The sequence below is a fragment of the Saccharothrix deserti genome (assembly GCF_009769385.1).
Taxonomy (GTDB): Bacteria; Actinomycetota; Actinomycetes; order Mycobacteriales; family Pseudonocardiaceae; genus Actinosynnema; species Actinosynnema deserti.
This window is the reverse complement of record NZ_VKAB01000008.1, coordinates 253,492-278,207: the sequence shown is the minus strand read 5'-3', so window position 1 is coordinate 278,207 and position 24,716 is coordinate 253,492. Positions and strand designations below refer to the sequence as shown.

The window sequence follows — 24,716 nt, the reverse complement described above, 5'->3', positions numbered from 1 at the left end:
GGTGGAGGGGCCAAGGCGGGAGGGGGTGGGGAACTGTGGAGTTGCGGCGGGCGGCGTTCGGGGATCGGCCTGAGGCCGAGGTGTGGGGTGCGTTGCGGGGTGGGGTCGAGGAGCGGTGGTTGGCCGGGGTGGTGCTCGGTGGGCAGGGGCACTACGCGGCGGCGGCTTCGGTGCTCGGGGAGTTGATCCCGGGCGGTGGGCTGTTCGGGTCGTTGGCGGCTTCCACGCTCGCTTCCCACCGTCGGCAACTGGGTGGTCATGCGGCGGCACGGGTGCTTGACGGGCGCGCGTTGGCCATGGCGCCCGCGGGGGGAGACGGCGATGTGGACGACGTCGACGCGGACGGGGCTCGGGCCGACGCGCTGCTGGGGCTGGCGGCGGACGCCGTCGGGGCCGGGCGGCTCGCCGAGGCACGGCGACTGCACGCGAGGGTCGAGCCGCGCGGTTGGCGCAGTCGGGTGCGGCACCAGTGGCTGGCGGCCGAGATCGCGTTGGCCGGTGGTCACGCCGAGCACGCGGTGCGTCCAGCCGAGGTCGCCGCTGCGACCGCCCGTGAAGCCCGCGCAACGCGACACATCCTCAAGTCCGACCTCGTCCTGGGGGCGGCGCTGGTGGTGTGGGGGACACCCGAAAGCGTCGGCCGAGGGACCGATCTCCTTCGGTGTGACCTAAATCACACTGACCGCAGAGGGCTTTTCTCGTTGGTCTGGCCGACGGCGCTCGTGCTGACGAACGTCCAGGCAGGCCGCACTATTGCGGAGGGCCAAAACGTGAAGGGCAGCGCAAAAAACGCTCTGAGCTGCGTGTTGCGCAGAGCCGACCCCCTCGGCCGTCGCCTCGCGGCCCGCTCTCCGTGGATTCCCGCATCGCTGCTCCGTTCCGGGGAACCCCCGAACGCAGACGCTGAGACGAACTTCTTGACGGATTAAGCACCGGATCGTGTCAAGGTTCGGCCTCTAGCGTCCGATAGGGGATGTGGAACGTCACTCGGCTGCAGGAAGGAGTCCCCGTGACCACGGTCCTTATTTGCGACGACCGGCGCAGTGTGCGGGAGGGTCTCACCCGCGTGATGTCGGCTGTCCCAGGGGTTAGCCGCATCGACTGCGTAGCGCACGGTGACGAGTTGTTGGCTCGGTTCTCTCGGCAGCCGGTCGACGTCGTACTGGTTGGCACCCAGCGCGCCGTTCCGACCGGGGTCGAAGCGACCCGGCGACTCGTCTCGGCCAACCCGCAGGCAAACGTCATCGTCTTCGGCGCACCGGACGACGCGGGCAGCATCGCCGCCGCGATCGCCGGCGGAGCCCGCGGCTACCTCCGCTGGGACGCCTCGCGTCCCGAGCTGGTGGCCGCCCTGGCGCACACACTCGCGAGCACGAGCGTGCCCGCGCCGCGCCAGCCGTCGGACCCGGGTGTGCAGCTCACCGAGCGCGAGCTGCAGGTGCTGCGCGGGATGAGCCAGGGCAAGAGCAACGGTCAGATCGGGCGCGAGCTCTACCTGTCCGAGGACACGGTGAAGACGCACGCCCGGCGCTTGTTCCGCAAGCTCGGCGTCCGTGACCGGGCCCAGGCCGTCGCGCACGGCTTCCGGCGTGGCCTCGTCTCGTAGGACTCCGGCACGTAGGACTGGCTCGCAGGACTGAGGTCTCGCAGGACTCAGGTTCGTGGGACTCGCGCTCGTGGGGCTGACTCGCGCTCGTGGGGCTCAGGGCCCGGAGGACCCGGGCTCGTGGGACTCAGGCTCGTGGGACGACGGCTCGCGAGGGCCAAGGCTCGGTGGACCCGTTGAGCGGGTCACACCGGCACTCCTTCCTCCGGCCCGGCCCGGTGACGTCACCGTCGCCGGGCCGGTCGTGTGTCCGGGGCGTGTCGGCTGGTCAGGTGAGGTCTAAAGACCCCTTCGGGACCCATTGCCGTGCAACCGGTCGTGCGACCGGTACGGTAAGCATCACCGGTACGGGCGACATCGATCGTCCTGTGCTGTTCTTTGTCGGTACGCCTACGCGTAACACCAGGGCAGTTGTCTGCGATGACCAACTTGGGGGACGGACTGGACGCCGAAGTGGGCGCAGCCGTCGATGGCGACCGCCACGCGATCGAACGGCTTCTGGCATCCATCCGGCCCCTCGTGGTGCGGTACTGCCGCGCCCGAGTCGGAAGGCAGGAGAGGTCTTTCGCTTCGGCGGACGACGTGGCCCAGGAGGTGTGTCTCGCGGTGCTGACGGCCCTGCCCAGCTATCGCGACCAGGGTCGGCCGTTCTTGGCGTTCGTCTACGGGATCGCCGCGCACAAGGTGGCCGACGCTCATCGCTCCGCAGCCCGGAACCGGTCGGAACCGGTCCCGGAGGTGCCCGACGCCCCCGAGACGGAGGCCGGTCCCGAGCAGCGCGCCATGCAGGGCGAGCTCTCGGAGCGGATGGCGCTGCTCCTGAAGGTCCTTCCGGAGAAGCAGCGGGAAATCCTGTTGCTTCGAGTGGTCGTCGGCCTGTCGGCCGAAGAGACCGCCGACGCGGTCGGCTCCACGCCGGGCGCGGTACGGGTGGCGCAACACCGCGCCCTGGCCCGCCTTCGCAAGACGTTGGCAGCGGAGGAGGTGGTCTGAGTGGCTGACCAGCACGAGAAGGGCAACGGAGAAGTCGTGCGCGGACGTGATGAGAGACCGCCGCAGTCTGATGACACCCTGGCCGAGGACCCTGCGGTCGATGACACCGTGGTCGAGCCCGGGGACGACCTCGCGGGTATCCGAGCCGACGACGCGCTGCTCGACGCGTTGGGCGGGCGCGACGGCGAGCAGTCGGAGTCGCTCGTCGACGACGAGCTGAACGCGCTGCTGCTGGCCTGGCGGCGCGAGGTCGACGACCCACCCATGGGTGAGCTCGTCGACACCGAAACGGCGGTGGCCACGATCGCCGCGGCACGTCCCCAGCCGCGCGGCAGGCACCGCTTCCTCATCCCCCTCGCGAGCGCCGCCGCCGTGCTGGCGATCGCCTTCACCGGGATGAGCCTGGTCGCCCGCGACGCCCAGCCCGGCGACGCGCTCTGGGGCCTGACCAGGGTCCTCTACTCCGAGCACGCGCGGTCGATCGAAGCCGCCGTCGCGGTCAGGTACGACCTGGACACCGCTCGCGCGGCACTGCGCGACGGTCGGTACAGCGAGGCGCGCGACGCGCTGCTGAAGGCGGGCGAGAGCCTGCCGTCGGTCTCACCGGACGACGGCAAGGACGACCTGACCCAGAAGCACGAGTTGCTGTTGGAAGAGCTGACCAGCACCGTGCCCACGCCGACCGGCACGCCGTCCGTCGACGTCCCGTCCACGACGCCGCCGCTGCCGACCACGTCGACCAGCTCTTCGCCGCCACCGGTGTCCACGACCACGCAGTCGACCACGACGACCGCGCCGACGACGACCACCACCGAGACGTCCCCGAGCACGGACGGCACGGCGCAGCCGCCACCGCCCACGTCGGGCGAGTCGCCGTCCGGCGGCCAGCCCAAGGGCGAGGTGCCCTCGGACGTCACCAACGGCAACCAGACCGTTCCGGGCAACTGACGCGACCGCGGCCCGAAGAGCACGCTTGTGACGAAGCCCGCCCCCGTGCGAGGGGCGGGCTTCGTCACATCGGTCACACCTTCAGCGGGCGCTCTCGGTCGCGGTGACGCCGTCCGCGTAGCCCCGGCAGTACTCCCAGCTGACGTAGGCCGTGGGGTCCGGGTCGTACGCGGGCTCGTGCGGGCGCATCCGGCCGTCGGCCAGCAACTGCTCCAGGCTCGACCTCAGCAGCGCCCAGTCGTGGTAGTGCGGCTCCTGGCACTCGCCGCAGTCCACCACGATTCCCCTGACACCACGGGGTTCCAGCAGCGCCTGGTACACGGCGAGGTCGCTGAGGTCGCCGATCAGCTCGGCCCGCTCGTCGTCGTCCATCGGCGGGTGGTCGTGGTCGTGGTCGGGCTCGCCGAGGACCCGGGCGGGGTCTTCCGGGTCGCCCGCGAACGGGTCTGGTGGCAACGCGTCGTGCGGCACGACCCCGCACGGTACCGGGCGGCCCCCCGACCACGTCCAGATACCATGACCTGAACCCATCGCCGCCTGTGGAAACCCGATCCGCGGCGGCGGGATCACCGCACGACGGAAGGCAAGCCAGCCGCCATGACCAGCGAGCTCAACGCTGACGGAGTCCCGCCCAAGTTCGCCATGCTGGGACTGACCTTCGACGACGTACTGCTGCTGCCCGCCGAGTCGGAGATCGTCCCGAGCGGCGCGGACACCAGCACCAAGCTCACCCGCAACATCACGCTGCGGGTTCCGCTGGCATCGGCCGCGATGGACACCGTGACCGAGGGCCGGATGGCCATCTCGATGGCCCGCCAGGGCGGTATCGGTGTGCTGCACCGCAACCTGTCGATCGAGGAGCAGGCCCGCCAGGTCGAGACGGTGAAGCGGTCCGAGGCGGGCATGGTGAGCGACCCCGTCACGTGCACCCCGGACGACACGATCCGCCACGTCGACGAGCTGTGCGCCCGCTACCGGATCTCCGGTGTGCCGGTGACGGACGCGAACGGCAAGCTCGTCGGCATCATCACCAACCGCGACATGCGGTTCGAGGTCGACCACTCGCGCAAGGTCAGCGAGGTCATGACCCAGGGCCCGCTGGTCACCGCCCAGGTGGGCGTGTCGGCGGAGGCCGCGCTCGGCCTGCTGCGCCGGCACAAGATCGAGAAGCTGCCGATCGTGGACGGCGAGGGCAAGCTGCGCGGCCTGATCACGGTCAAGGACTTCGTCAAGACCGAGCAGTACCCGAACGCCTCGAAGGACCCGGACGGCAGGCTGCTGTGCGCCGCCGCGATCGGCACCGGCGAGGACAGCTTCGCGCGCGCGATGGCGCTGGCCGACGCGGGCGTGGACGTGATCATGGTCGACACCGCGCACGGCCACCAGCGCAACGTGCTGGAGATGGTGGCGCGGGTGAAGAAGGAGCTGGGCGAAGAGGTCGACGTGGTCGGCGGCAACGTCGCCACCCGCGGCGGCGCCCAGGCGCTGGTGGACGCGGGTGCGGACGGCGTGAAGGTCGGCGTCGGCCCCGGCTCGATCTGCACCACGCGCGTCGTCGCCGGTGTCGGTGTGCCGCAGATCACCGCGATCTACGAGGCCAGCCTGGCGTGCGGACCGGCGGGTGTGCCGGTCATCGGTGACGGCGGCATCCAGTACTCGGGCGATATCGCGAAGGCCATCGCGGCCGGTGCGAGCGCGGTGATGCTGGGCAGCCTGCTCGCGGGCACCGCCGAGGCGCCGGGCGAGTTGGTGCTGGTCAACGGCAAGCAGTTCAAGACCTACCGGGGCATGGGCTCGCTGGCGGCGCTCCAGGGTCGCGGCGAGGCCAAGTCGTACTCGAAGGACCGCTACTTCCAGGACGACGTGCTGTCCGAGGACAAGCTGGTGCCGGAGGGCATCGAGGGCCGCACGCCGTTCCGCGGGCCGCTGTCGACCGTGGTGCACCAGCTGTCGGGCGGTCTGCGGGCCGCGATGGGGTACACCGGCTCGAAGACGATCACCGACCTCCAGCAGAAGCAGCTGGTGCGCATCACGTCGGCCGGTCTGAAGGAGAGCCACCCGCACGACATCACGATGACGGTGGAAGCCCCGAACTACACGACCCGCTGAACCATCCGCTGAACCAGCCTCTTGGGCTAGGGTTCGCAGGTTCCGCTAGCTCCACGGAAGGACGACTAAGGTGCGCGATCTGGTCGAGATCGGCATGGGCCGGACCGCGAGGCGGGCCTACGAACTGGACGACCTCGAGATCATCCCGTCCCGGAGGACCCGGTCCTCGAAGGACGTCTCGACGGCGTGGCAGATCGACGCCTACCGGTTCGAGATCCCGCTGATCACCCACCCCACGGACGCCATCGTGTCGCCGGGTACGGCGGTCGCGATCGGTGAGCTGGGCGGCTTGGGCGTCCTCAACGCGGAGGGCCTGTGGGCCCGGCACGGTGACGTGGAAGAGGCGCTGTTCCGGCTGGTGCAGGCGGTGGAGGACACCGACGACCCGGGCGCGCCGGTGAGGGTGCTCCAGGAGCTGCACTCGGCTCCGGTGCGGATGGACCTGATCGCCGAGGCGATCAAGTCGGTGCGCGAGTCGGGCGTGACGGTGGCCGTGCGGGTCAGCCCGCAGCGTGCGGCCGAACTGACCCCGGACCTGCTGGCGGCGGGCGTCGAGATCCTGGTCGTGCAGGGCACGATCATCTCGGCCGAGCACGTGTCGCGCGATGGTGAGCCGCTGAACCTGAAGTCGTTCATCGCGGACCTCGACATCCCGGTGATCGCGGGCGGCGTCGGCGACTACCGGACCGCGATGCACCTGATGCGCACGGGCGCGGCGGGCGTGATCGTCGGCTACGGCTACACGCCGGGCGTGACCACGACGGACTCCGTGCTCGGCATCGGTGTCCCGATGGCCACGGCCATCGCCGACGCCGCCGCGGCGCGCCGGGACTACCTGGACGAGACCGGTGGCCGGTACGTGCACGTGATCGCCGACGGTGGCGTGCTGACCAGCGGTGACATCGCGAAGTCGATCGCGTGCGGCGCGGACGCCGTGATGCTGGGCGAGCCGTTGGCGGCGGCGTCCGAGGCGCCGGGCCAGGGCCTGTACTGGACCGCCGCGTCGGCGCACCCGTCGGTGCCCCGAAGCCACGTGTCCACCGGTGTGGACCAGGTGGTCGACCTGCGGAGCCTGCTGTTCGGCCCGTCCGTCGACCCGCGCGGCGTGACGAACCTGTTCGGCTCGCTGCGCCGGGCGATGGCGAAGACGGGCTACTCGGACCTCAAGGAGTTCCAGAAGGTCGGCCTCACCATCCGCGGCTGACTCGGCTTTCGCGACGAAGCCCCTGCTTCCCGGCGGGGGCTTCGTCGTGTGTCCAGGCCCTTGACCGATCGAGACTCGCTGTTACTTCCGGTAACGCTTAACCTCGCAACATGGGTGAACTCGCCGGTAACAACACCGACTTCGACGTCGTGGTCGTGGGTTCGGGCTTCGGTGGCAGCGTCGCCGCGCTCCGGCTCACCGAGAAGGGCTACCGGGTGGCCGTCATCGAGGCCGGCCGCCGGTTCGCCGACGACGAGTTCGCCAAGACGTCCTGGGACCTGCGCCGATACCTGTGGGCGCCCGCGCTGGGCTGCTACGGCATCCAGCGCATCCACGCCCTGCGCAGCGTGATGATCCTGGCCGGGTCCGGTGTCGGCGGCGGGTCGCTGGTGTACGCCAACACCCTGTACCGGCCGCTCAAGCCGTTCTACTCGGACCGGCAGTGGGCGCACATCACCGACTGGGAAGCCGAGCTGGGCCCGTTCTACGACCAGGCGAGCCGGATGCTGGGCGTGGTGGAGAACCCGAGCACGACGCCGTCGGACGTGGTGATGCGGCAGGTCGCGGAGGAGATGGGCGTCGCCGACAGCTACCACCCGACGCCGGTCGGCGTGTTCTTCGGCGAGCCGGGCAAGCCCGCCGAGGACCCGTACTTCGGTGGCGCGGGCCCGAGCCGGACCGGCTGCACGGAGTGCGGCGCGTGCATGTCCGGCTGCCGGGTCGGCGCGAAGAACACCCTGGTCAAGAACTACCTCTACCTGGCTGAACGCAACGGCGCGCGGGTGCTGCCGCTGACCACCGTCACGGATCTGCGCCAGGCGCCGGACGGCACGTGGGCGGTCGGCACCCGGCGCACCGGCGGCAAGCTCCGCAGGGGCCGCCGCACGATCACCACGGGCCAGGTCGTGCTGGCCGCGGGCACGTGGGGGACCCAGCAGCTGCTGCACCGGATGAGGGCCTCGGGCGCGTTGCCGCGGATCTCACCGAAGCTCGGCGAGCTGACCAGGACGAACTCCGAGGCCATCATCGGCGCCGGCCGCTACACCGTGGACGAGGAGCGCAACTTCAGCCAGGGCGTGGCGATCACGTCGTCCATCCACCCGGACGAGCAGACCCACATCGAGCCGGTGCGGTACGGCAAGGGCAGCAACGCCATGGGGCTGTTGCAGACCCTGGCCACGGACGGCGCGAAGTCGACGCCGCGCATCCTGCAGTTCCTGTCCCAGGCGGTGCGGCACCCGGTCCGGTTGGCGCGGCTGCTGTCGGTGCACCGGTGGAGCGAGCGGACGGTGATCCTGCTGGTGATGCAGAGCCTGGACAACTCCATCACCACGTTCACCAAGAAGGGCCTGTTCGGGCGCAAGCTCACCTCGAAGCAGGGGCACGGCGAGCCGAACCCGACGTTCATCCCGGCCGGGCACCGGGCGAACCTGCTCGCGGCGAAGCACATCGACGGCATCGCGGGCGGCACCTGGGGCGAGCTGTTCAACATCCCGCTGACCGCCCACTTCATCGGCGGCTGCCCGATCGGCGCGGACCCGGAGAGCGGCGTGATCGACCCGTACCACCGGGTCTACGGCTACCCCGGCCTCTCCGTGGTGGACGGCGCGGCGATCTCGGCGAACCTGGGCGTGAACCCGTCGCTCACCATCACCGCGCAGGCCGAGCGCGCGTTCTCGGTGTGGCCGAACAAGGGTGAGCCGGACCAGCGCCCGGACCAGGCGTCCGCCTATCGGCGGATCTCCCCGGTGACGCCGAAGAACCCCGCCGTCCCGGTCGACGCACCCGGCGCGTTGCGCCTGCCGATCGTGGAGGTCGAGTCCCGCTGATCGCCCTATGGTGGGTTGTGTGGCAACGAAGCCGTTCGCGTCCAGCGCCGACCTCGCGCCCAAGGACGAGAAGTTCGTCGAGTTGGCCGACGGCGTCTACACCCTCACCGCCGAAGGCGATCCGAACGTCGGCGCCATCGAGGGCGAGGACTTCCTGGTCTGCGTCGAAGCCCGCGCCACGCCGAAGGCCGCCCGGCGCTGGCTCGACCTGCTCCGCCGGCACACCGACAAACCCGTCCGCTACCTGGTCCTGAGCCACTACCACGCGGTCCGCACGCTGGGTGCCAGCGCGTTCGACGCCGCCGAGATCATCGCGCACGAGAACACCAAGACGCTGATCGCCGAACGCGGGCGGGCGGACTGGCTGAGCGAGTACGGCCGGATGCCCCGGTTGTTCGAGGAGCCCGAGGGCATTCCCGGCCTGACCTGGCCGACGCTGACGTTCTCCGACCGCCTCACCATCCCGCTCGGCGGTGATCGGGGTGACGTCGAACTGCGCTTCTGCGGACGTGGCCACACGGCGGGCGACATCGTGGCGTGGCTGCCGCACCAGCGCATCCTGTTCGCCGGTGACCTGGTCGAATCGCAGGCCGCCCTGTACACGGGCGACGCGTTCCACAACGAGTGGGCCACGTCGACCCTGGACCGGGTGGCCGCCCTGGGCGCCGAACAGCTCGTCGGCGGACGTGGCGCACCGGCCCGCGACCGGACCGAGGTGGACGCCGCCATCGCCCAGTCCAGGCACTTCCTGGACGAACTCCGCCGCACGGTCGGGACGGTGCACGTCAGCGGCGGCACGGTGAAGGAGGCGTTCGAGGCCGCCCACGCCGCCCTCGCCCCGCGCTACGGCCGTTGGCCGATCTTCGAGCACTGCCTGCCGTTCGACGTGCAGCGGTACTGGGACGAGTGCGACGGTGTGGACTGGCCCCGGATCTGGACCGCCGAGCGGGACCGCGAGGTGTGGGCGGCACTGCAATGATCTTGGACAGGCGATGATTCCGGTGCTGGTGGTCGGGGCGGGTCCGGTGGGCCTCACCGCCGCGCTCCTGCTGGCCCGCGCGGGCGTGCCGACGACGGTCCTGGAAGCCGCCGAACGCCGCGAGGCCGTCGGCAGCCGTTCGATCTGCGTGCACCGGGACGTGCTGAACATCCTGGAACGCGTCGGCGTCGGCCAGGCCGTGGTCGACGCGGGCGTCACCTGGTACCGCGGCCGGACCTACTACCGCGACCGCGAAGTGCTCACCATCGAGCTGCCGCACGCCGAGGGCTTCCCGCCGTTCGTCAACACACCACAGACCGTGGTTGAACACATACTGCATACAAAAGCCTGTCAAGAACCGCTGATCGACCTCCGCTACGGCCAGAAGGTCGTTCGCGTACAACAAACCGACACCGTCACGGTCCACACACCGGACCGGACGTACGAGGGCACGCACTGCATGGCCGCCGACGGCGCCCGCTCCACGGTCCGCGACCTGCTCGGCATCCCGTTCGACGGCCACTCGTTCGCCGACCGGTTCGTCATCGCCGACATCCGGGTGGACCTGGGCCACCCCGAGCCGGAGCGCCGCTTCTACTTCGACCCGCCGTGGCACCCCGGCCGCCAGGTCCTGGTGCACCCGCAGCCGGACGGCGTGCACCGCATCGACTGGCAGGTCCCCGAGGGTTTCGAGCTGACCGCCGACCACATCCGCGCCATCACCGGCGACCGGCCGTACGAGGTCCTGTGGCAATCGACGTACCGCTTCCACCAGCGCCGGGCCGCCCGCTTCCGCTCGGGCAACGTCCTGCTGGCCGGCGACGCCGCGCACGTGATGAGCCCGTTCGGCGCGCGCGGTCTGAACTCCGGGATCTGCGACGCCGACAACGCGGCGTGGAAGATCGCCTTCGACCGCGCCGGCGAGGCGGGCCCGCTCCTGCTGGAGTCCTACCACCAGGAACGCGCCGCGGCCGCCGACGAGAACCTGCGCGTCACCGGCGAAACCATGCGCTTCCTGGTGCCGCGGACCGAGGCCGAACGCGCCCACCGCCGTCACGTCCTGGAGAACGGCCTGACCGACCGGATCGACTCGGGCCGGATGTTCGAGCCCTTCCCCTACCGCGACTCACCGCTGACCACCAACGGCGACGGCGAACTCCGCCCGCGAAGCCACCGTTACGGTCCGGGCTTCACCGTCGAGGGGGACGCCCTGATCCGCCCCGACGGCCACACCGCCGCCGTCGCCCCGGCCGACCTCGACCGGGCGCTGCGCCGCGCCAAGGGCTTCACCGCCGCCGAGGCGTGAGCGTGAACCCCTCGGGTTTCGAGGTCAGCATCTCCGCGACCCGCAGCCGGTAGTCGGTAGTCGGTAGTCGCGGTCACCATCAGCGCTTCTCCCGGTTCGCCACGCTCATCTGCCGCTGCGTCTCGTCACCCGACAGCCTGCGCTGCAACCCTGCCGAGAACGCCGGGAACGCGCCACCGAGCGTGCTCACCACCCGCAGTTCCGGCGGCGCCACGTTCACCTCGGCCTTGTCCTTCTCGATCGCGGTCAGCACACCGGCCGCGACCTCCTCCGGTGACACGGTCCGCATGCCGGCGGGCGGCTTCGCGCCGGTGTCGGCGAACATCCCGGCGTCCCGCACGAACCCCGGCTGCACGATCGACACGCCCACGCCGGAGCCGTGCAGTTCCTCGCGCAGCCCCAACGCGAACCCGCGCAGCCCGAACTTGGTGGCGTTGTACAGCGACGCGTACGCCGACGCGACCTTGCCGGACAGCGAGCCGACGTGCACCACGTGCCCGCGCCGGGCCGCCACCATCGCCGGGAGCACCGCGTGCGTCAACGCGATGGGCGCTTCGAGGTTCACCGCGAGCGCCCGACCGACCTGTTCCGGCGTGAAGTCCAGGAACGGGCCGTTGGCGGGCAGTGCGGCGTTGGCGACCAGCACGTCCACCGCGCCCGCCTCCTCGATCAGCTCCCGCACGCCGTCCGGATCGGCGAGGTCCGCCGCGACAGCCCGCCCGCCGGTCTCCTCGGCCAGTCGCTCCAGCTCGGCCACCTTCCGGCCGGTCAGCACCAACTTCGCCCCCCGGGCGGCGAACGCGCGGGCAATGGCGTGGCCGATACCACCGGTCGCGCCGGTGAGGCCGACTTCCCAGGCGACCGAGCCGCGATCGCCGGAGGCGGCGCAATGTCACAGAGTGATGCCGGTGAGCACCATCGTGCGCTCCTCGGTGAAGTCCTCCATCGCCGACCGCACGCCCTCCCGCCCCGTGCCCGACCCCTTCACGCCGCCGTACGGCATCTGGTCGGCGCGGTAGGACGGCACGTCGCCGATGATCACGCCGCCGACCTCCAACTCGGCCGCCGCCTCGAACGCCACCGTCACGTCCCGGGTGAACACACCGGCCTGCAAGCCGTAGTCGGTGGCGTTGGCCTGCTCGAACGCGTCGGCCACCGAGTCCACCACGGACACCGCCAGCACCGGCCCGAACACCTCCTGCTGCCACAGCCGGGCCGACGTCGGCACGTCCTGCACCACGGTCGGCTCCACCGACGTCCCGGACCGCCCGCCGCCCACGTGCAGCACACCACCGCCGGCCACGGCTTCGGCCACCCACTCCTCCACCCGCCGCGCGTTGTCCTCGTCGATGAGCGGCCCGACCTCGACCTCGGGGTCGTGCGGGTCACCGGTCTTCAACGCGCGCACCGCGTCCACCAGCTTCGGCACGAACGCCCCGGCCACGTCCCGGTGCACCAGCACCCGCTGCACCGCGATGCACGACTGGCCACCCTGGTAGTTGCCGAACGTGGCGATCCGGGAGGCGGCGAAATCCAGGTCCGGCCAGTCCGCGCACACGATCGCCGCCGAGTTCGAGCCCAGCTCCATCAGCACGTGCTTGCGCGGCGCCGCATCCGTCAACGACCAGCCGACCGACGTGGACCCGGTGAACGAGATGATCGGCAACCGCTCGTCGGTCACCAGTGCCTTCATGTCCGAACCGCGCACCGGCAGCACGGAGAACGCACCCTCCGGCAGGTCCGTCTCGGCCAACAGCTCACCCAGCAGCAACGCCGACAACGGCGTGGCCGACGCGGGCTTCACGATCACCGGCGCACCCACCGCCAACGCGGGCGCGACCTTGTGCGCGACCAGGTTCAACGGGAAGTTGAACGGCGCCACCGCCAACACCGGCCCGCGCGGCACCCGCCGAACCACCGCCAACCGGCCCTCACCGTTGGCGTCGGTGTCCAACCGCTGCAGGTCACCGGTGAACCGCCGCGCCTCCTCGGCCGCGAACCGGAACGTGTTCACCGCCCGCTGCACCTCGACTTCGGCCCACTTCAACGGCTTGCCGTTCTCGGCCGTGATGGTCTCCGCGATCTCCTCGGCCCGCTCCGCCAACGCCTGCGACACGTGCAGCAACGCGGTCGCCCGCACGTGCGCCGGCGTGCGCCGGAACTCCTTGGCAACCGCCGCTGCCGCGGCGATCGCCCGCTCCACCTGTTCGGGCCCCGGCACGGCGACCGAGGCCACCTCGGTCCCGTCGAACGGGTGGTGGACGGTGATGGCTTGCACGCCCTGTTCGGCGTGTCCGGCGATCCAACAGGGCCGTGGCTGCGGCGTGAACGCGTCCATAGCCCACACCGTATGCCCGTCCCGGGTGGTTGGACCTATCGATCTTGGAAGTGCGCCCGGACGTACTCCGCATGGCTCAGGTAATAGGTGTCGTGCCCCTCCTCCCGCTGCCGCCAGAACTCCGGCCGCTCGCGGATCATCGCCACCATGTCGTCCAGCCGGGCCAGCACCCGGCGGCCCAAACCGTCCACCGGCATCCCGTAAGCGGCGCAGAACAACTTCGCCCGCCGCCATTGCTCGTCCGGCGTCCCGAACTCCGGCGACAACGGCACCAGGCAGTAGGCCGTGTAGGCGATGTCCCACCACCTCGGCCCCGGCCGTGCCCCGTCGAAGTCGAACACCCCCACGGGCAGCCCGTCGCGGAACGCCATGTTGTAGGGCGCGAGGTCGTTGTGGCAGATCACCTCGACGGGTGACAGCGCCGGGAACTGCCAGCCGTCGACCACGGACGCCAGCGCGGCCGACGCGTCGTGCAGCCGACGTGCCATCCGCGCCACCGCCACCAGCACCTCGTCGGAGCGCAACTCCTCACCCAACGGCGGGTGGCCCACCTCACCCTCCAGGTAAGACAGCACCTCGCGCCCGTGACCGTCCACTCCGTGCACGACCGGCGAAATGCCAAGCGGCGCAAGGTGTTCCAACAACCGGTGCACGTTGGGCGTCCACGGCCCGGTCGGCCTGCGCACCGTCGACCCGACCCGCACGACCTCGTTGAGACCGCCTCCGGTGAGCACTTCCTCGTCCATGCATGACATCCTTCACCTGCGCGGATCCGCCAGACGAGAGGTTTTACCCCAGTGGCCGAGAGCAGCAACCGCCCTGTGCTGGTAGTCGACTTCGGCGCGCAGTACGCGCAGCTGATCGCCCGGCGAGTCCGGGAGGCGCAGGTCTACTCGGAAGTCGTCCCGCACACCACTACCGTGGCGGAACTGCTGGAACGCGACCCGGCCGCCATCGTGCTGTCCGGCGGCCCGTCGAGCGTCTACGAGCCCGGTGCGCCCCAGGTCGACCCGAAGCTGTTCGACGTCGGCGTCCCGGTCTTCGGCATCTGCTACGGCTTCCAGGCCATGGCGGGCGCCCTGGGCGGCACGGTCGAGCACACCGGCACCCGTGAGTACGGCCGCACCGAGCTGGGCGTCCGGCAAGCAGGCGGCCTCCTCCACGAGGAGCTGCCCGCCAGCCACCCGGTGTGGATGAGCCACGGCGACTGCGTCACGAAGGCACCCGAGGGCTTCACCGTGACGGCGACCAGCGAAGGCGCGCCGGTGGCCGCGTTCGAGGACACCCAGCGCCGGTTCGCGGGCGTCCAGTACCACCCCGAGGTCGGGCACTCGCCGCACGGCCAGGAGGTGCTGCGCCGGTTCCTGCACGAGATCGCGGGCATCCGGCCGCAGTGGACGACGTCCTCGATCGTGGACGAGCAGGTGGCCCTCATCAGGGCACAGGTCGGCGACGGCAAGGCCATCTGCGGCCTGTCCGGCGGCGTCGACTCGGCGGTGGCCGCCGCCCTCGTGCAGCGCGCCATCGGTGACCGCCTGACCTGCGTGTTCGTCGACCACGGCCTCCTCCGTGCAGGTGAACGCGCCCAGGTGGAGCGCGATTTCGTGGCCGCGACCGGCGTCAACCTCGTGACGGTCGACGCCCGCGAGCGCTTCCTCGACGCCCTCGCGGGCGTCACCGACCCGGAGGAGAAGCGCAAGATCATCGGCCGCGAGTTCATCCGGGTCTTCGAGCAGGCCGAACGGGATCTCAAGGCCGAGGGCGACTACCAGTTCCTGGTCCAGGGCACGCTCTACCCGGACGTGGTCGAGTCGGGCGGCGGCGCCGGCACGGCGAACATCAAGAGCCACCACAACGTCGGCGGCCTGCCGGAGGACCTCCAGTTCACCCTGGTCGAGCCGCTGCGCGCGCTGTTCAAGGACGAGGTCCGCCGCGTCGGCACCGAACTCGGCCTGCCCGAGACGATCGTCCAGCGCCAGCCGTTCCCCGGTCCCGGCCTGGGCATCCGGATCATCGGCGAGGTCACCCAGGAGCGCCTGGACATCCTGCGCAAGGCCGACGCCATCGCCCGCGAGGAGCTGACCAGCGCCGGCCTGGACCGCCAGATCTGGCAGTGCCCGGTGGTCCTGCTCGCCGACGTGCGCAGCGTGGGCGTGCAGGGCGACGGCCGCACCTACGGCCACCCGGTGGTCCTGCGCCCGGTGTCCAGCGAGGACGCCATGACCGCGGACTGGACCCGCCTGCCGTACGACGTGCTGGAGCGCATCTCGACCCGCATCACCAACGAGGTGAACGAGGTCAACCGGGTGGTCCTGGACGTGACGAGCAAGCCGCCGGGCACCATCGAGTGGGAGTAGTCCCCGAGCACGCGAAAGGCCCGCCCTCCCCAGGACGGGCCTTTCGCTTTCTCCGAACCCCTTTTCATCCCCCCCGGCTAGCGGTGCCGCCGCGCGGCCCCCGCCAGCAGTCCCAACCCGATCACCACCGCCCCGCCGGCCAACGCCCACCTCAGGTCGAGGAAGTCCGGCCACGACGCACCGTCGGAGAGCATGTAGGCGGCGGCGACCAGGGCCGCGACCCCGAACACCAGCCCCACCACGTCAACGCCACGCTTCTCGATCGAATCCTGGTCAGCCACGACTCACCTCCACCTCTCCGAATTCGCTCCGCACATCCAGCACGATCGTCAGCCCACCCGGCCCGTCGGGGCCGTTGTCGGTGACCTCCTCGTGCAGGTTCCGGCCATCTGACTGCTTGTCGAGGCACTTCACCCCGCCGAGGTCGGACCGGCACGTCACCGTCACGTCCGCGTCCCTGGGCACCTTGACCCGGGTGCTCCCGAACCCGACCTCGACCTCCGTGGTCACGGACCCGGAGTTCGGCAGCCCGGTCAGGTCCAGGTCCACCTCGCCGATCCGCGTCGAGTACCGGGAGTCGACCCGCTCCACCGAGGTCGGCCGGGCCTGGGTGCTGCCCATCCGGTCCGAGTCGATGCCGTCGAAGTCGACCGTCGTCAGTCCGACCCCGATCACCGACATCGGCACGACGAGCCAGATCAGCCCGCGCCCGCTGCCGCGCCCATTGCCGCGCACCGCGCCGAGCACCATCCCCGCGCCCAGCACCGCGACCAGCAGCCCGAGGATGTGCTGCGCGTCGAACCAGTCCCAGTACGACGACGCCACCAGGGACGAGGCCAGCACGAGCAAGGCCACCCCGAACGTCGCCACACCGACCCGCGACCTGCGGCGGCGCTCCGGCGGCGGCGCCGCGGCCACCGGTTCCGGCGCCGACCCCGGCTCCGGCAGGTCCCACGCGAACGGCGCCGCGCCCAGCGGGTCCCAGGCCGGTGGCGTCACCCGCGCGGTCGTCTGGTCGTCGGCCGGCACCGGTTCCCCCACGGCGAAGGCCGGCGCGTCCGGCCGGTTGAGCTGCCCGCGGTTGCGGTGCAGCAGGTAGACCGCGCCGGCGGACAGCAGCACGCCGCCGACCATGGTGAAGCCGCCGTCGATGAAGACACCGGTCGCGGGGATCACCGCGAGCCCGAGCACCACGGTCAACGCGGTCGGCGTCGAGCTGCGGCCACGCCCGAGCAACGCCTCCGCGGCCGACACCTCGTCGTCGGCCTGGGCGAGCCACAACCAGCCCAGCAGGTACATGAGCAGCCCGGCGCCGTTGCACAGCGCCAAGGCCACGAACGCAACCCGGACGATCACCGGGTCGATCTGGTACCGCTGGGCGATACCGGCGGCGACACCGGCGATCTTGCGACCGTCGTGAGGCCGCCTGGGCCTGCTGGCCCAGAAGTCCTTGAACGTCTCTTCGACGTTCGCTGCGCTGATGTTCCCGCTCACGTCGACCAGCTTGCTCAAGCCGCGCCGCCGGCACATCGGGGACCCACCCTGAACCGTGCATCGGGTGGAACCCTGATGACCTGCCCCGACCCCCGTGTGACCATCAAGGGGTGAGTGTGGAGACGAAGGCCGTCGAACCCGTGCGCCGCAGGCGGACGGGGCGGGTGGTCGCGGGCGTGGCCGGCGGTGTCGCCGACCACCTCGGCATCGAGGTGTTCTGGGTGCGGGCGGCGTTCGCCGCGTTGACCGCGCTCAACGGCGTCGGCGTGATCGCTTACGGCCTGCTGTGGCTGTTCGTGCCGCAACGCGCGGCGAGCGAACCGGAGGAGCCCTCGAACCCCAGGGAACGGCAGCAGGCGCTCGGCCTGGTCGCCCTGGGCATCGCGGCGGCCGTGCTCGCGGGCCTGTTCTCCGGACCGGTGAGCGGCTGGATCGCCGGACCGCTCGCGGTGGCCCTGGTGGGCGCGGCCGTGGTCTGGCGCGAGGCGGACGAGGCGCAGCGCCGCCGTTGGCGCGACGGCGCGAAGTCCGGCTTCCTCGGCGCCGGCCGCAGCACGATCGTGCGGGTCCTGGCGGGTGTCGCGCTGGTCGCCATCGGCATCGGCGTGCTGCTGGTCAACAGCTACGGCATCGACCAGCTGCGGTTCGCGCTGCTGGCCGTGGTCGCCACGCTGGGCGGTGTCGCGGTGCTCACCGTGCCGCTGTGGATCAAGCTGATCAACGACCTGGGCGAGGAGCGCCGGGTCCGCATCCGCACCGAGGAACGCGCCGAGATCGCCGCCCACCTGCACGACTCCGTGCTCCAGACGTTGGCGTTGATCCAGAAGCAGGCCGAGCAGCCGCGCGAGGTCAAGCGCCTGGCCCGCGGCCAGGAACGGCAGCTGCGGGAGTGGCTGTACGGGCGGATCGTGGAGGACGACAGCGAGCCCGCGACGATGTCCGCGGCGATCGCGAAGGCCTCCGGCGAGGTCGAGGACAGCTTCGCGCTGGTCGTGCAGCAGGTCGTGGTCGGCGACTGCGTGCTGGACCCGAACCTGTACGCGCTGGTGCAGGCGGCCCGTGAGGCGATGGTCAACGCGGCCAAGCACGCGGGCGTCGGCGAGATCAGCGTGTACGGCGAGGTTGAGCCCGAACGGGTGACGGTGTTCGTCCGGGACCGGGGCAAGGGGTTCGACCCGAAGGCCATCCCGGAGGACCGGCATGGCCTCGCCGACTCGATTGGGGGGAGGATGGAACGGCACGGCGGCGAAGTCCGGATCCGCACCAAGTCGGGTGAGGGCACAGAGGTGCAGCTGATGATGCCGAGGAAAACCGCAGACAAGCGAGAGACGGGGGCCAGGGCATGACGGTTCGGGTGTTCCTGGTGGACGACCACGCGCTGTTCCGCGCCGGGGTGCGGGCCGAGCTGGACTCGATCACCGACGAGATCGAGGTCGTCGGCGAGGCCGGTTCGGTCGGTGAGGCGGTCGCGGGCATCGGACACCACCGCCCGGACGTGGTGCTGCTGGACGTGCACATGCCCGACGGCGGCGGCGCGGAGGTGCTGCGGCAGGTCCGCACGGCGCTGCCCGAGGTGGTGTTCCTGGCGCTGTCGGTGTCCGACGCGGCCGAGGACGTCATCGCGGTCATCCGCGCGGGCGCCCGCGGGTACGTGACGAAGACCATCTCCAGCCAGGAGCTGGTGCGCGCGGTGGTGCGGGTCTCGGAGGGCGACGCGGTGTTCAGCCCCCGGCTGGCCGGGTTCGTGCTGGACGCGTTCGCCGACCGGCCCGGCGCGGCCCCGATCAGCGACCCGGAGCTGGACCTGCTGACCCCGCGCGAGCGGGACGTGCTGCGGCTGCTGGCGCGCGGCTACGCGTACAAGGAGATCGCGTCGGAGCTGTTCATCTCGGTGAAGACGGTCGAGACGCACGTGTCGAGCGTGCTGCGCAAGACGCAGCTGTCCAACCGGTACGAGCTGTCGCGCTGGGCGTCGGACCGCAGGCTGGTCTGAACGGACCACGCCCGCCTAGGTCAACGGCTGGGACGCGGCGATCCGCAGCCGGCCGTCACCGGCCTCGACCACGAGCTGGTAGAGCCCGGACACCTCGGACGGGCCCTGCACGAACGTCACCCGCACCCGGACGATGAACCTGGTCCGGTGGGCCTGCGCGGCCTCGAACTCGCCGGCCCGGACGTCGTCGTACTGACTCCAGAACTTCTGGTACTCGGGGAAGGGCTGCCGGTACGAGGTCGCCAGGTTCTCGTAGGCGACCTCCATGTTCTCCGGCAGCGCTTCGTAGTGGGAGCGCACCAGCTCCACGGCCTGGTCAGTCGTGTACGAGGGCGTGGGCACGGGCGTGGGGTAGGTGCTGACGTTCCGGCTCAGGTTGAGGTTGAGCTCCGGCAGCAGGAACACGGCGGCGGCGACACCCGTGACGAGCAGCATCACGGCCGCCACGACCGCGGGCACGAGCCACCGACGCCGCTTGCGCTCGGCGGACGGCTTCGCCACCGGCTCGACGTGCGGCTTGCCCTCGACGGGCGGCTTGGCCAGCAGTTCCACGGCCTGCGCGGCGGTCGGACGGGTTTCGGGGTCGGTGGCGAGCATCCTGGTCAGCAGTCCGGTGAGTTCACCCGATCCGGTGGGCGGCTCGATCCGGCCCGCGGCGGCCCGGTAGAGCAGGCCGAAGCTGTTGTCGCTGGCCCCGTACGGCGCCTGGCCCTCGGTCGCCGCGTACAGCGTCGCACCCAGGGAGAACACGTCCGAGGCCGTGCCCGGCTGTTCGCCGCGCGCCACCTCGGGCGCCAGGTACGCGGGGGTCCCGGTGATCATGCCGCTGTCGGTGAGCGTGCCGTCGCCGGTGGCCCGGGAGATGCCGAAATCGGTGAGCTTGACCGCGCCGTCGTGGCCGATGAGCACGTTCGACGGCTTCACGTCCCGGTGCACGATGCCCGCCGCGTGCGCCGCGGCCAGCGCGGCGGCCACCTGACCGCCGATCCGGGCCGTCTCGGCCGGGCTCAGCCTGCCCTGCTCGGCCAGCAGCCCGGCCAGGCTGCGCGAGGGCAGGTACTCCATGACCAGCCACGGCCGGTCGTTCTCCACCACCACGTCGAAGACCGCGACGGCGTTGGGGTGCTGGAGCCGTGCGGCGTTGCGCGCCTCGCGCATCGCCCGCGCCCCGGCCACCTCGGCCTCCTCGGAGGTCAGGTCCGGCCCGCGGAGCTGCTTCACCGCCACCTCGCGGTCCAGCAACTCGTCCCGCGCCCGCCAGACGACGCCCATCGCGCCGCTGCCGATCCGCTCGACCAGCGCGTACCGACCGCCTACCGTCCCCCCGGACTCCGCCACGCCCAGCAGGTTAGGCGATGAAGTCAGTTGGTCGAGACCAACTTGGCCAGCTCGCGGTCGAAGTCGATCCACAAGTCCTCCTCGCCGGGCTGGACCACGTCGTAGGTGAGGTCCAGGAACTCGGCGATGTCCTCGGCGTCGGTGGACAGGATCGCGAAGCCCGTAGGGGCGTTCAGCTCCACCAGGACCCGCTCAGGGTCGTCGGCGGCCGGTCGGACCAGGATGTCGCCCTCGCCGGACGGGGTCAGCAGGCCGTCGGCCAGCAGGTCCCGGGCGAAGATCCACTCGACCTTGCCCTGCCCGGTGTGGAACAGGACGGCGACCGCGTACGGGTCCTCGGGTTCGTAGTGGAGTTCGGCCTCCACCGGCGCCGGAGCCACGCCCGGCACCAGGAGGTGGAACGTCGTCGCGATGGTGATGCTCTCGTTGCTCATGGCCTGTGGGTTCCCTTCCGAAGTCGTCCCTCTCATCTGAGGAGACGTCCGAGAGGGCGAATCAGGACGTGCTTCGCCTGAACACCACGCGATCGGGGGAGACCTGTGTCTCAAGACCACCCGTTTGCCCAGGACCGCCGTCTCACTAGGCCGTACCGGTCGGTAACACTCCGTTATCGCTGGTCACTTGAGCGTAGTCACGGGCTCCGCGGTCACCGGCACGATCGCCGCGGCGGGCTGCCTGCGGGTCAGCGCGACGCCGACGAGCACGACCACCATGCCGATGACGACGCGGAGGTTGAGCGCTTCACCGAGGAACAGCGCGCCCAGCAGCACGGACACCACGGGCAGCAGGTAGCCGACCATGGTGGCGTTCGTCGCGCCCTCGTCCTCGACGATGCGGTAGTTCAGCACGAACGCGATGCCCGTGCCGAACACGCCCAGGATCGCCACGGCCACCAGCGGCTGCCAGGACAGGTGCACCGGCTGCAGCCCGGCCACCGGCAGCGCGACCGCCGTCATGCCCGCCGCGGCCACCAGCTGGGTCGAGGAGATCTGCATCGGGGTCAGGCCGCGCCCGGACACCATGCGGCCGATGTAGGTGAAGCTGACCGCGTACGACGCCGCGGCGGCCAGGCACGCGAGCGCGCCCCAACTGGCCAGGCCCGCCTTCCCCCAGGGGGCGAAGATGAGCAGCACGCCCACGAAACCGAGGACCAGGCCCGCCAACCGCGCCGGGTTCCGCCGCTGCTCGGTGCCCAGTACCAGGCCGATGCCCAGCGCCCACAGCGGCGTGGTGGCGTTGAGCACACCGGCGACGCCGGAGTCCACGGTCTGCTCACCCAGGGCGAACAGCGCGAACGGGAGCGCGGCGCCGAAGATCGCGGCGAAGCCCAGGTGCAGCCAGGACGCCTTGTCGCGGGGCAGTCGCTGCCCGCTCCAGTAGACGAGCGCGACCAGCACCAGCGCGCCGAGCGTGGTGCGGATGAGCGTGATCTGGATCGGCGAGAGGCCGGTCAGGGCGATCTTGATCCAGAGGAAGCTGGAACCCCAGAGCAGGGCGAGGACACCCATTCTGATCAGCGTGCCGGGCTTGTTCACGAGCCCACTTTGCGCGCACGTCAAGCATCAGCACAAGTAAATAGAACTGCACAACCTTTAAGCAGCGCTGTACGGTGACGTCATGTTGGACGTGCGACGCATGCAGGTGCTCCGGGCCGTGGTGACCACCGGTTCGATCACCGCCGCCGCGGTGAACCTCGGGTACACGCCCTCGGCCGTCAGCCAGCAGATCTCGGCACTGGAGAAGCAGGCGGGCCTGCCGCTGCTGGACCGCGTCGGGCGGGGCGTGCGGCCGACCTTGGCGGGCCGGCTGCTCACCGAGCACGCCGCGCACATCACCGACCGGCTGGTCGAGGCCGAGTCGGCGCTCGCCGACCTGCGCGAGGGCCGCACCGGGCGGCTCCGGGTGCGCTACTTCGCCACCGCGGGCGCGGCGCTCGTGCCGCCCGCCGTGGCCCTGTTCCGGGCCAAGCACGCCGACGTCCAGCTCGACCTCAAGCTGACCGAGCCGGACGACCCGATGGTGGAGGTCGCGGCGGGTCGCGCCGACGTGGCCATCGTGGTGCACCACCGGGGCAGCGAGTTGCCGCGCGGCGTGCAGATCGTGCACCTGCTCGACGACCCGTACCTGGCCGTGCTGCCGCGCGGTCACGAGCTGGCCCGCAAACGGGTGCTGGACCTCGCCGACCTGGCGGAGGAGCAGTGGGTGGACGCCGTGACGCCGCCCGGACCGTGCCGGGACATCGTGCTCAACGGCTGCGCGGGCGCGGGGTTCGCGCCCAACGTCGTGGTGGAGGCGGACGACTACCCGACCGCCCAGGGGTTCGTCGCGGCAGGGCTCGGCGTGACCATCGTGCCCAAGCTCAGCCTCGGTGTGATCCACCCCGGCGTGGTGATCCGCAAACTGCGCCACCCGGAGCCGACCAGGACCATCTGCGCCGCGATCCGCGAGGACGGCGTCGGCTCACCCGCCGTCACCACCCTGCTGGAGGCTTTGAAGTCCGCGACCGGCTAGGTCACGGCAGGCCCAGCGGTCACGGCTGGCCCAGCGGGTCTTCCTTGTCGATGAACAGGCTCTGGCCCCTCCAGGCCAGGCCGACCAGCTTGCGCTCGCTGGTGCGCGAGCCGTCCTTCATCTGGTAGCTGATCACGACGATGTACGCGTAGTCCGCGTTCTGGCTCACCTCGTCGAGGCTCACCGACTTCACCTGGTCCCACCGGCTCTTGTAGCCGGCGATCCCGCCGGACGCCGCCTTCATCTTGTCGCTGAGGCGGCTGAAGCCCTCGTCCACGTTCTCCGGCAGCAGGCTGAAGTAGTCCCGGACCGTCTGTTCCTGCTGTTGCGGCGTCGGGTCGACGGTGATCGTCAACGGCGGGTTGACCGGCTTCTTCGGCGGCGTCACCGACGCCTCGCCACCCGCTTCCTGCGCGGTGGTCGACGTGGTCGGCCCGGTGGCCTGGTCGTCCGAGGGGTTGTCGCCGCCGGACAGCATGCTGGCCAGCAGGATGCCCACGACGGCCGCGCCCGCGATGGCGAGCGCGGTGACGGCCGCGGACCGCTTGCTCTTGATCGGTCCGCCCCTGGCGGCGATCGGTCTCGATCGCCCGAACGGGCGATCGGGCGGCGGCGGGTTGCCGTTGCTCATCTGCCGCTGCGGAGCCGGAGCCTGGGCCTGGGCCGGTACGGGCGCCACGCGGGTCGCGGCGTGCGGCGGGTTGTTCGGGGTGGCCGGGGGCACCGGGTTCAGCGCACGGGTCGCCGGAGCCTGCACGGGCGCGCCCTGCCACGACGGCGGATGCGATTTCGGCATCGCCACCGGGAACTCGGGCGCGGCACGTCCCGCCGCCACCGCGGCCAACGCCTCGCGGGCCTCGGCCATGGTCGGCCGGTCCTCCGGCTCGGCGCGCAGCAGGCGCATCAGCAGCGCGGTCAGCGGACCGGCCTGCTTCGGCGGCACCACCTTGCCCGACGCGACCTGGTGCAGCAGCGCGATGGTGTTCTCGTTCAGGCCGAACGGCGGCGCGCCCTCGATCGCCGCGTACAGCGTCGAGCCCAGCGAGAACACGTCCGACGGCGGGCCGGGGTCGTAACCCTTGGCCACCTCGGGCGCGAGGTAGGCGGGCGTGCCCGCGAGCATCCCGGTCGCGGTGACCGTGACGTCGCCGGTGGCCCGGGAGATGCCGAAGTCGGTGATCTTCACCGTGCCCTCGTCGCCGAGCAGGATGTTGCCCGGCTTGATGTCGCGGTGCACGATCCCCGCGTTGTGCGCGGCGGCGAGCGCCGAGGCGACCTGGGAGCCGATCGAGGCCACCTCACGGGGCGGCAGCGTGCCGCGCTCGGAGAGGGCCGTGGACAGGCTCTTGGACGGCAGGTACTCCATCACCAGCCACGGCTGGCCGTCGTCCTCCGCCACGTCGTACACCGCGATCGCGTGCGGGTGCTGGAGGCGGGCCGCGATCCGGCCCTCGCGCATGGCGCGGCGCTTCGCCTCGTCCGTGTCGGCCTCGGCCAGACCCGGCTGGAGGAGCAGCTGTTTGACGGCCACGGTCCGGTGCAGGCGCTCGTCGTGCGCCTGCCAGACGATGCCCATCGCACCGCTGCCGATCCGCCGGCCAAGTCGGTAGCGGCCGGCAACCAGGCGGCCATCGTCGCTCACGGCGTGCTCCAGTAGCTGCTAGGGCTTCATTCAGTGGCGAACGGCAAGCCGCCACTAGGACAAGAACGT

Annotated in this window: 22 protein-coding genes and 1 pseudogene; 13 read left to right on the top strand and 10 right to left on the bottom strand. The window is 71.2% G+C overall.

Annotated elements, in window-relative coordinates:
• The first annotated feature begins 35 nt into the window (after nt 1-35).
• From FM051_RS50110 to FM051_RS18550, 4 genes are all read left to right on the top strand, one after another.
• Nucleotides 36-929: a hypothetical protein gene (locus FM051_RS50110; protein ID WP_202918904.1), complete on the top strand. Its 894-nt coding sequence runs from the start codon at nt 36-38 to the stop codon at nt 927-929.
• 80 nt (nt 930-1,009) lie between these two features.
• On the top strand, nt 1,010-1,606 hold the full coding sequence (locus tag FM051_RS18560; protein WP_015805222.1) for a response regulator transcription factor: 597 nt from the start codon (nt 1,010-1,012) through the stop codon (nt 1,604-1,606).
• Nucleotides 1,607-2,026: 420 nt separating this feature from the next.
• Nucleotides 2,027-2,599 carry a sigma-70 family RNA polymerase sigma factor gene (locus tag FM051_RS18555; protein ID WP_158844722.1) on the top strand — a complete coding sequence of 191 codons (573 nt, stop codon included), beginning with the start codon at nt 2,027-2,029 and terminating at the stop codon, nt 2,597-2,599.
• Entirely contained in the window at nt 2,600-3,547 is a 948-nt protein-coding gene (locus FM051_RS18550; protein WP_158844719.1) for an anti-sigma-D factor RsdA, read from the top strand.
• A gap of 81 nt (nt 3,548-3,628) precedes the next feature.
• Here the strand turns inward: FM051_RS18550 and FM051_RS18545 are convergent, their stop codons facing one another.
• Nucleotides 3,629-4,078, bottom strand: coding sequence for a DUF5319 domain-containing protein (locus FM051_RS18545; protein WP_158844716.1), 450 nt, complete (start codon nt 4,076-4,078; stop codon nt 3,629-3,631).
• A 66-nt stretch (nt 4,079-4,144) separates the two neighbouring features.
• Here FM051_RS18545 and guaB point away from each other — a divergent pair, with 66 nt between their 5' ends.
• From guaB to FM051_RS18520, 5 genes are all read left to right on the top strand, one after another.
• On the top strand, nt 4,145-5,656 hold the full coding sequence (guaB, locus tag FM051_RS18540; RefSeq protein ID WP_158844713.1) for an IMP dehydrogenase: 1,512 nt from the start codon (nt 4,145-4,147) through the stop codon (nt 5,654-5,656).
• Nucleotides 5,657-5,726: 70 nt separating this feature from the next.
• Complete coding sequence (locus FM051_RS18535; protein ID WP_158844710.1) at nt 5,727-6,860, top strand: GuaB3 family IMP dehydrogenase-related protein; 1,134 nt, start codon at nt 5,727-5,729, stop codon at nt 6,858-6,860.
• Between the two features lie 110 nt (nt 6,861-6,970).
• Entirely contained in the window at nt 6,971-8,689 is a 1,719-nt protein-coding gene (locus FM051_RS18530) for an FAD-dependent oxidoreductase (RefSeq protein WP_158844707.1), read from the top strand.
• Between the two features lie 19 nt (nt 8,690-8,708).
• Complete coding sequence (locus tag FM051_RS18525; protein WP_158844702.1) at nt 8,709-9,668, top strand: MBL fold metallo-hydrolase; 960 nt, start codon at nt 8,709-8,711, stop codon at nt 9,666-9,668.
• A 13-nt stretch (nt 9,669-9,681) separates the two neighbouring features.
• The gene (locus tag FM051_RS18520) at nt 9,682-10,974 is read left to right on the top strand and encodes an FAD-dependent monooxygenase (protein WP_158844699.1); all 1,293 of its coding nucleotides are present in this window, start codon (nt 9,682-9,684) and stop codon (nt 10,972-10,974) included.
• A 79-nt stretch (nt 10,975-11,053) separates the two neighbouring features.
• Here the strand turns inward: FM051_RS18520 and FM051_RS18515 are convergent.
• From FM051_RS18515 to FM051_RS18505, 3 genes and pseudogenes are all read right to left on the bottom strand, one after another.
• A pseudogene (locus FM051_RS18515) lies at nt 11,054-11,806 on the bottom strand (SDR family NAD(P)-dependent oxidoreductase); the annotation flags it as partial.
• Between the two features lie 60 nt (nt 11,807-11,866).
• A complete protein-coding gene (locus FM051_RS18510) occupies nt 11,867-13,312 on the bottom strand; it encodes an aldehyde dehydrogenase family protein (RefSeq protein WP_158844697.1) in 1,446 nt (481 codons plus the stop codon).
• A 35-nt stretch (nt 13,313-13,347) separates the two neighbouring features.
• Complete coding sequence (locus FM051_RS18505; protein ID WP_158844694.1) at nt 13,348-14,058, bottom strand: phosphotransferase; 711 nt, start codon at nt 14,056-14,058, stop codon at nt 13,348-13,350.
• 51 nt (nt 14,059-14,109) lie between these two features.
• Between FM051_RS18505 and guaA the strand changes: the two genes are divergently transcribed.
• Nucleotides 14,110-15,669 (top strand): glutamine-hydrolyzing GMP synthase, encoded by a 1,560-nt coding sequence (gene guaA / locus FM051_RS18500; RefSeq protein WP_158844691.1) that lies wholly within the window; start codon nt 14,110-14,112, stop codon nt 15,667-15,669.
• Nucleotides 15,670-15,746: 77 nt separating this feature from the next.
• Here guaA and FM051_RS18495 read toward each other — a convergent pair whose 3' ends face one another.
• The gene (locus tag FM051_RS18495) at nt 15,747-15,950 is read right to left on the bottom strand and encodes a hypothetical protein (RefSeq protein ID WP_158844688.1); all 204 of its coding nucleotides are present in this window, start codon (nt 15,948-15,950) and stop codon (nt 15,747-15,749) included.
• Nucleotides 15,943-17,199 carry a PspC domain-containing protein gene (locus tag FM051_RS18490; RefSeq protein WP_158844684.1) on the bottom strand — a complete coding sequence of 419 codons (1,257 nt, stop codon included), beginning with the start codon at nt 17,197-17,199 and terminating at the stop codon, nt 15,943-15,945. The genes FM051_RS18495 and FM051_RS18490 overlap by 8 nt, the downstream gene beginning before the upstream one ends.
• Nucleotides 17,200-17,243: 44 nt before the next feature.
• On the opposite strand from FM051_RS18490, the gene FM051_RS18485 reads away from it, so the two are divergent.
• Together FM051_RS18485 and FM051_RS18480 are read left to right on the top strand one after the other, a co-directional pair.
• A complete protein-coding gene (locus tag FM051_RS18485; RefSeq protein ID WP_420803607.1) occupies nt 17,244-18,509 on the top strand; it encodes an ATP-binding protein in 1,266 nt (421 codons plus the stop codon).
• A complete protein-coding gene (locus FM051_RS18480; protein WP_053721568.1) occupies nt 18,506-19,156 on the top strand; it encodes a response regulator in 651 nt (216 codons plus the stop codon). Before FM051_RS18485 ends, FM051_RS18480 begins: the two co-directional genes overlap by 4 nt.
• A gap of 15 nt (nt 19,157-19,171) precedes the next feature.
• Here FM051_RS18480 and FM051_RS50560 read toward each other — a convergent pair whose 3' ends face one another.
• The 3 genes from FM051_RS50560 to FM051_RS18465 all read right to left on the bottom strand — a co-directional run bounded on the left by FM051_RS50560 (nt 19,172) and on the right by FM051_RS18465 (nt 22,002).
• Nucleotides 19,172-20,494, bottom strand: coding sequence for a serine/threonine-protein kinase (locus FM051_RS50560; RefSeq protein WP_238412479.1), 1,323 nt, complete (start codon nt 20,492-20,494; stop codon nt 19,172-19,174).
• Nucleotides 20,495-20,517: 23 nt separating this feature from the next.
• Entirely contained in the window at nt 20,518-20,928 is a 411-nt protein-coding gene (locus FM051_RS18470) for an SsgA family sporulation/cell division regulator (RefSeq protein ID WP_158844682.1), read from the bottom strand.
• A 183-nt stretch (nt 20,929-21,111) separates the two neighbouring features.
• Nucleotides 21,112-22,002 (bottom strand): DMT family transporter, encoded by an 891-nt coding sequence (locus tag FM051_RS18465; RefSeq protein ID WP_158845349.1) that lies wholly within the window; start codon nt 22,000-22,002, stop codon nt 21,112-21,114.
• 109 nt (nt 22,003-22,111) lie between these two features.
• Between FM051_RS18465 and FM051_RS18460 the strand changes: the two genes are divergently transcribed.
• Nucleotides 22,112-23,005, top strand: coding sequence for a LysR family transcriptional regulator (locus FM051_RS18460; RefSeq protein ID WP_158844679.1), 894 nt, complete (start codon nt 22,112-22,114; stop codon nt 23,003-23,005).
• Nucleotides 23,006-23,024: 19 nt separating this feature from the next.
• On the opposite strand, the gene FM051_RS18455 is transcribed toward FM051_RS18460, so the two are convergent.
• Nucleotides 23,025-24,647, bottom strand: a complete 1,623-nt coding sequence (locus FM051_RS18455) for a serine/threonine-protein kinase (RefSeq protein ID WP_158844676.1) — start codon at nt 24,645-24,647, stop codon at nt 23,025-23,027.
• Nucleotides 24,648-24,716 lie beyond the last annotated feature (69 nt).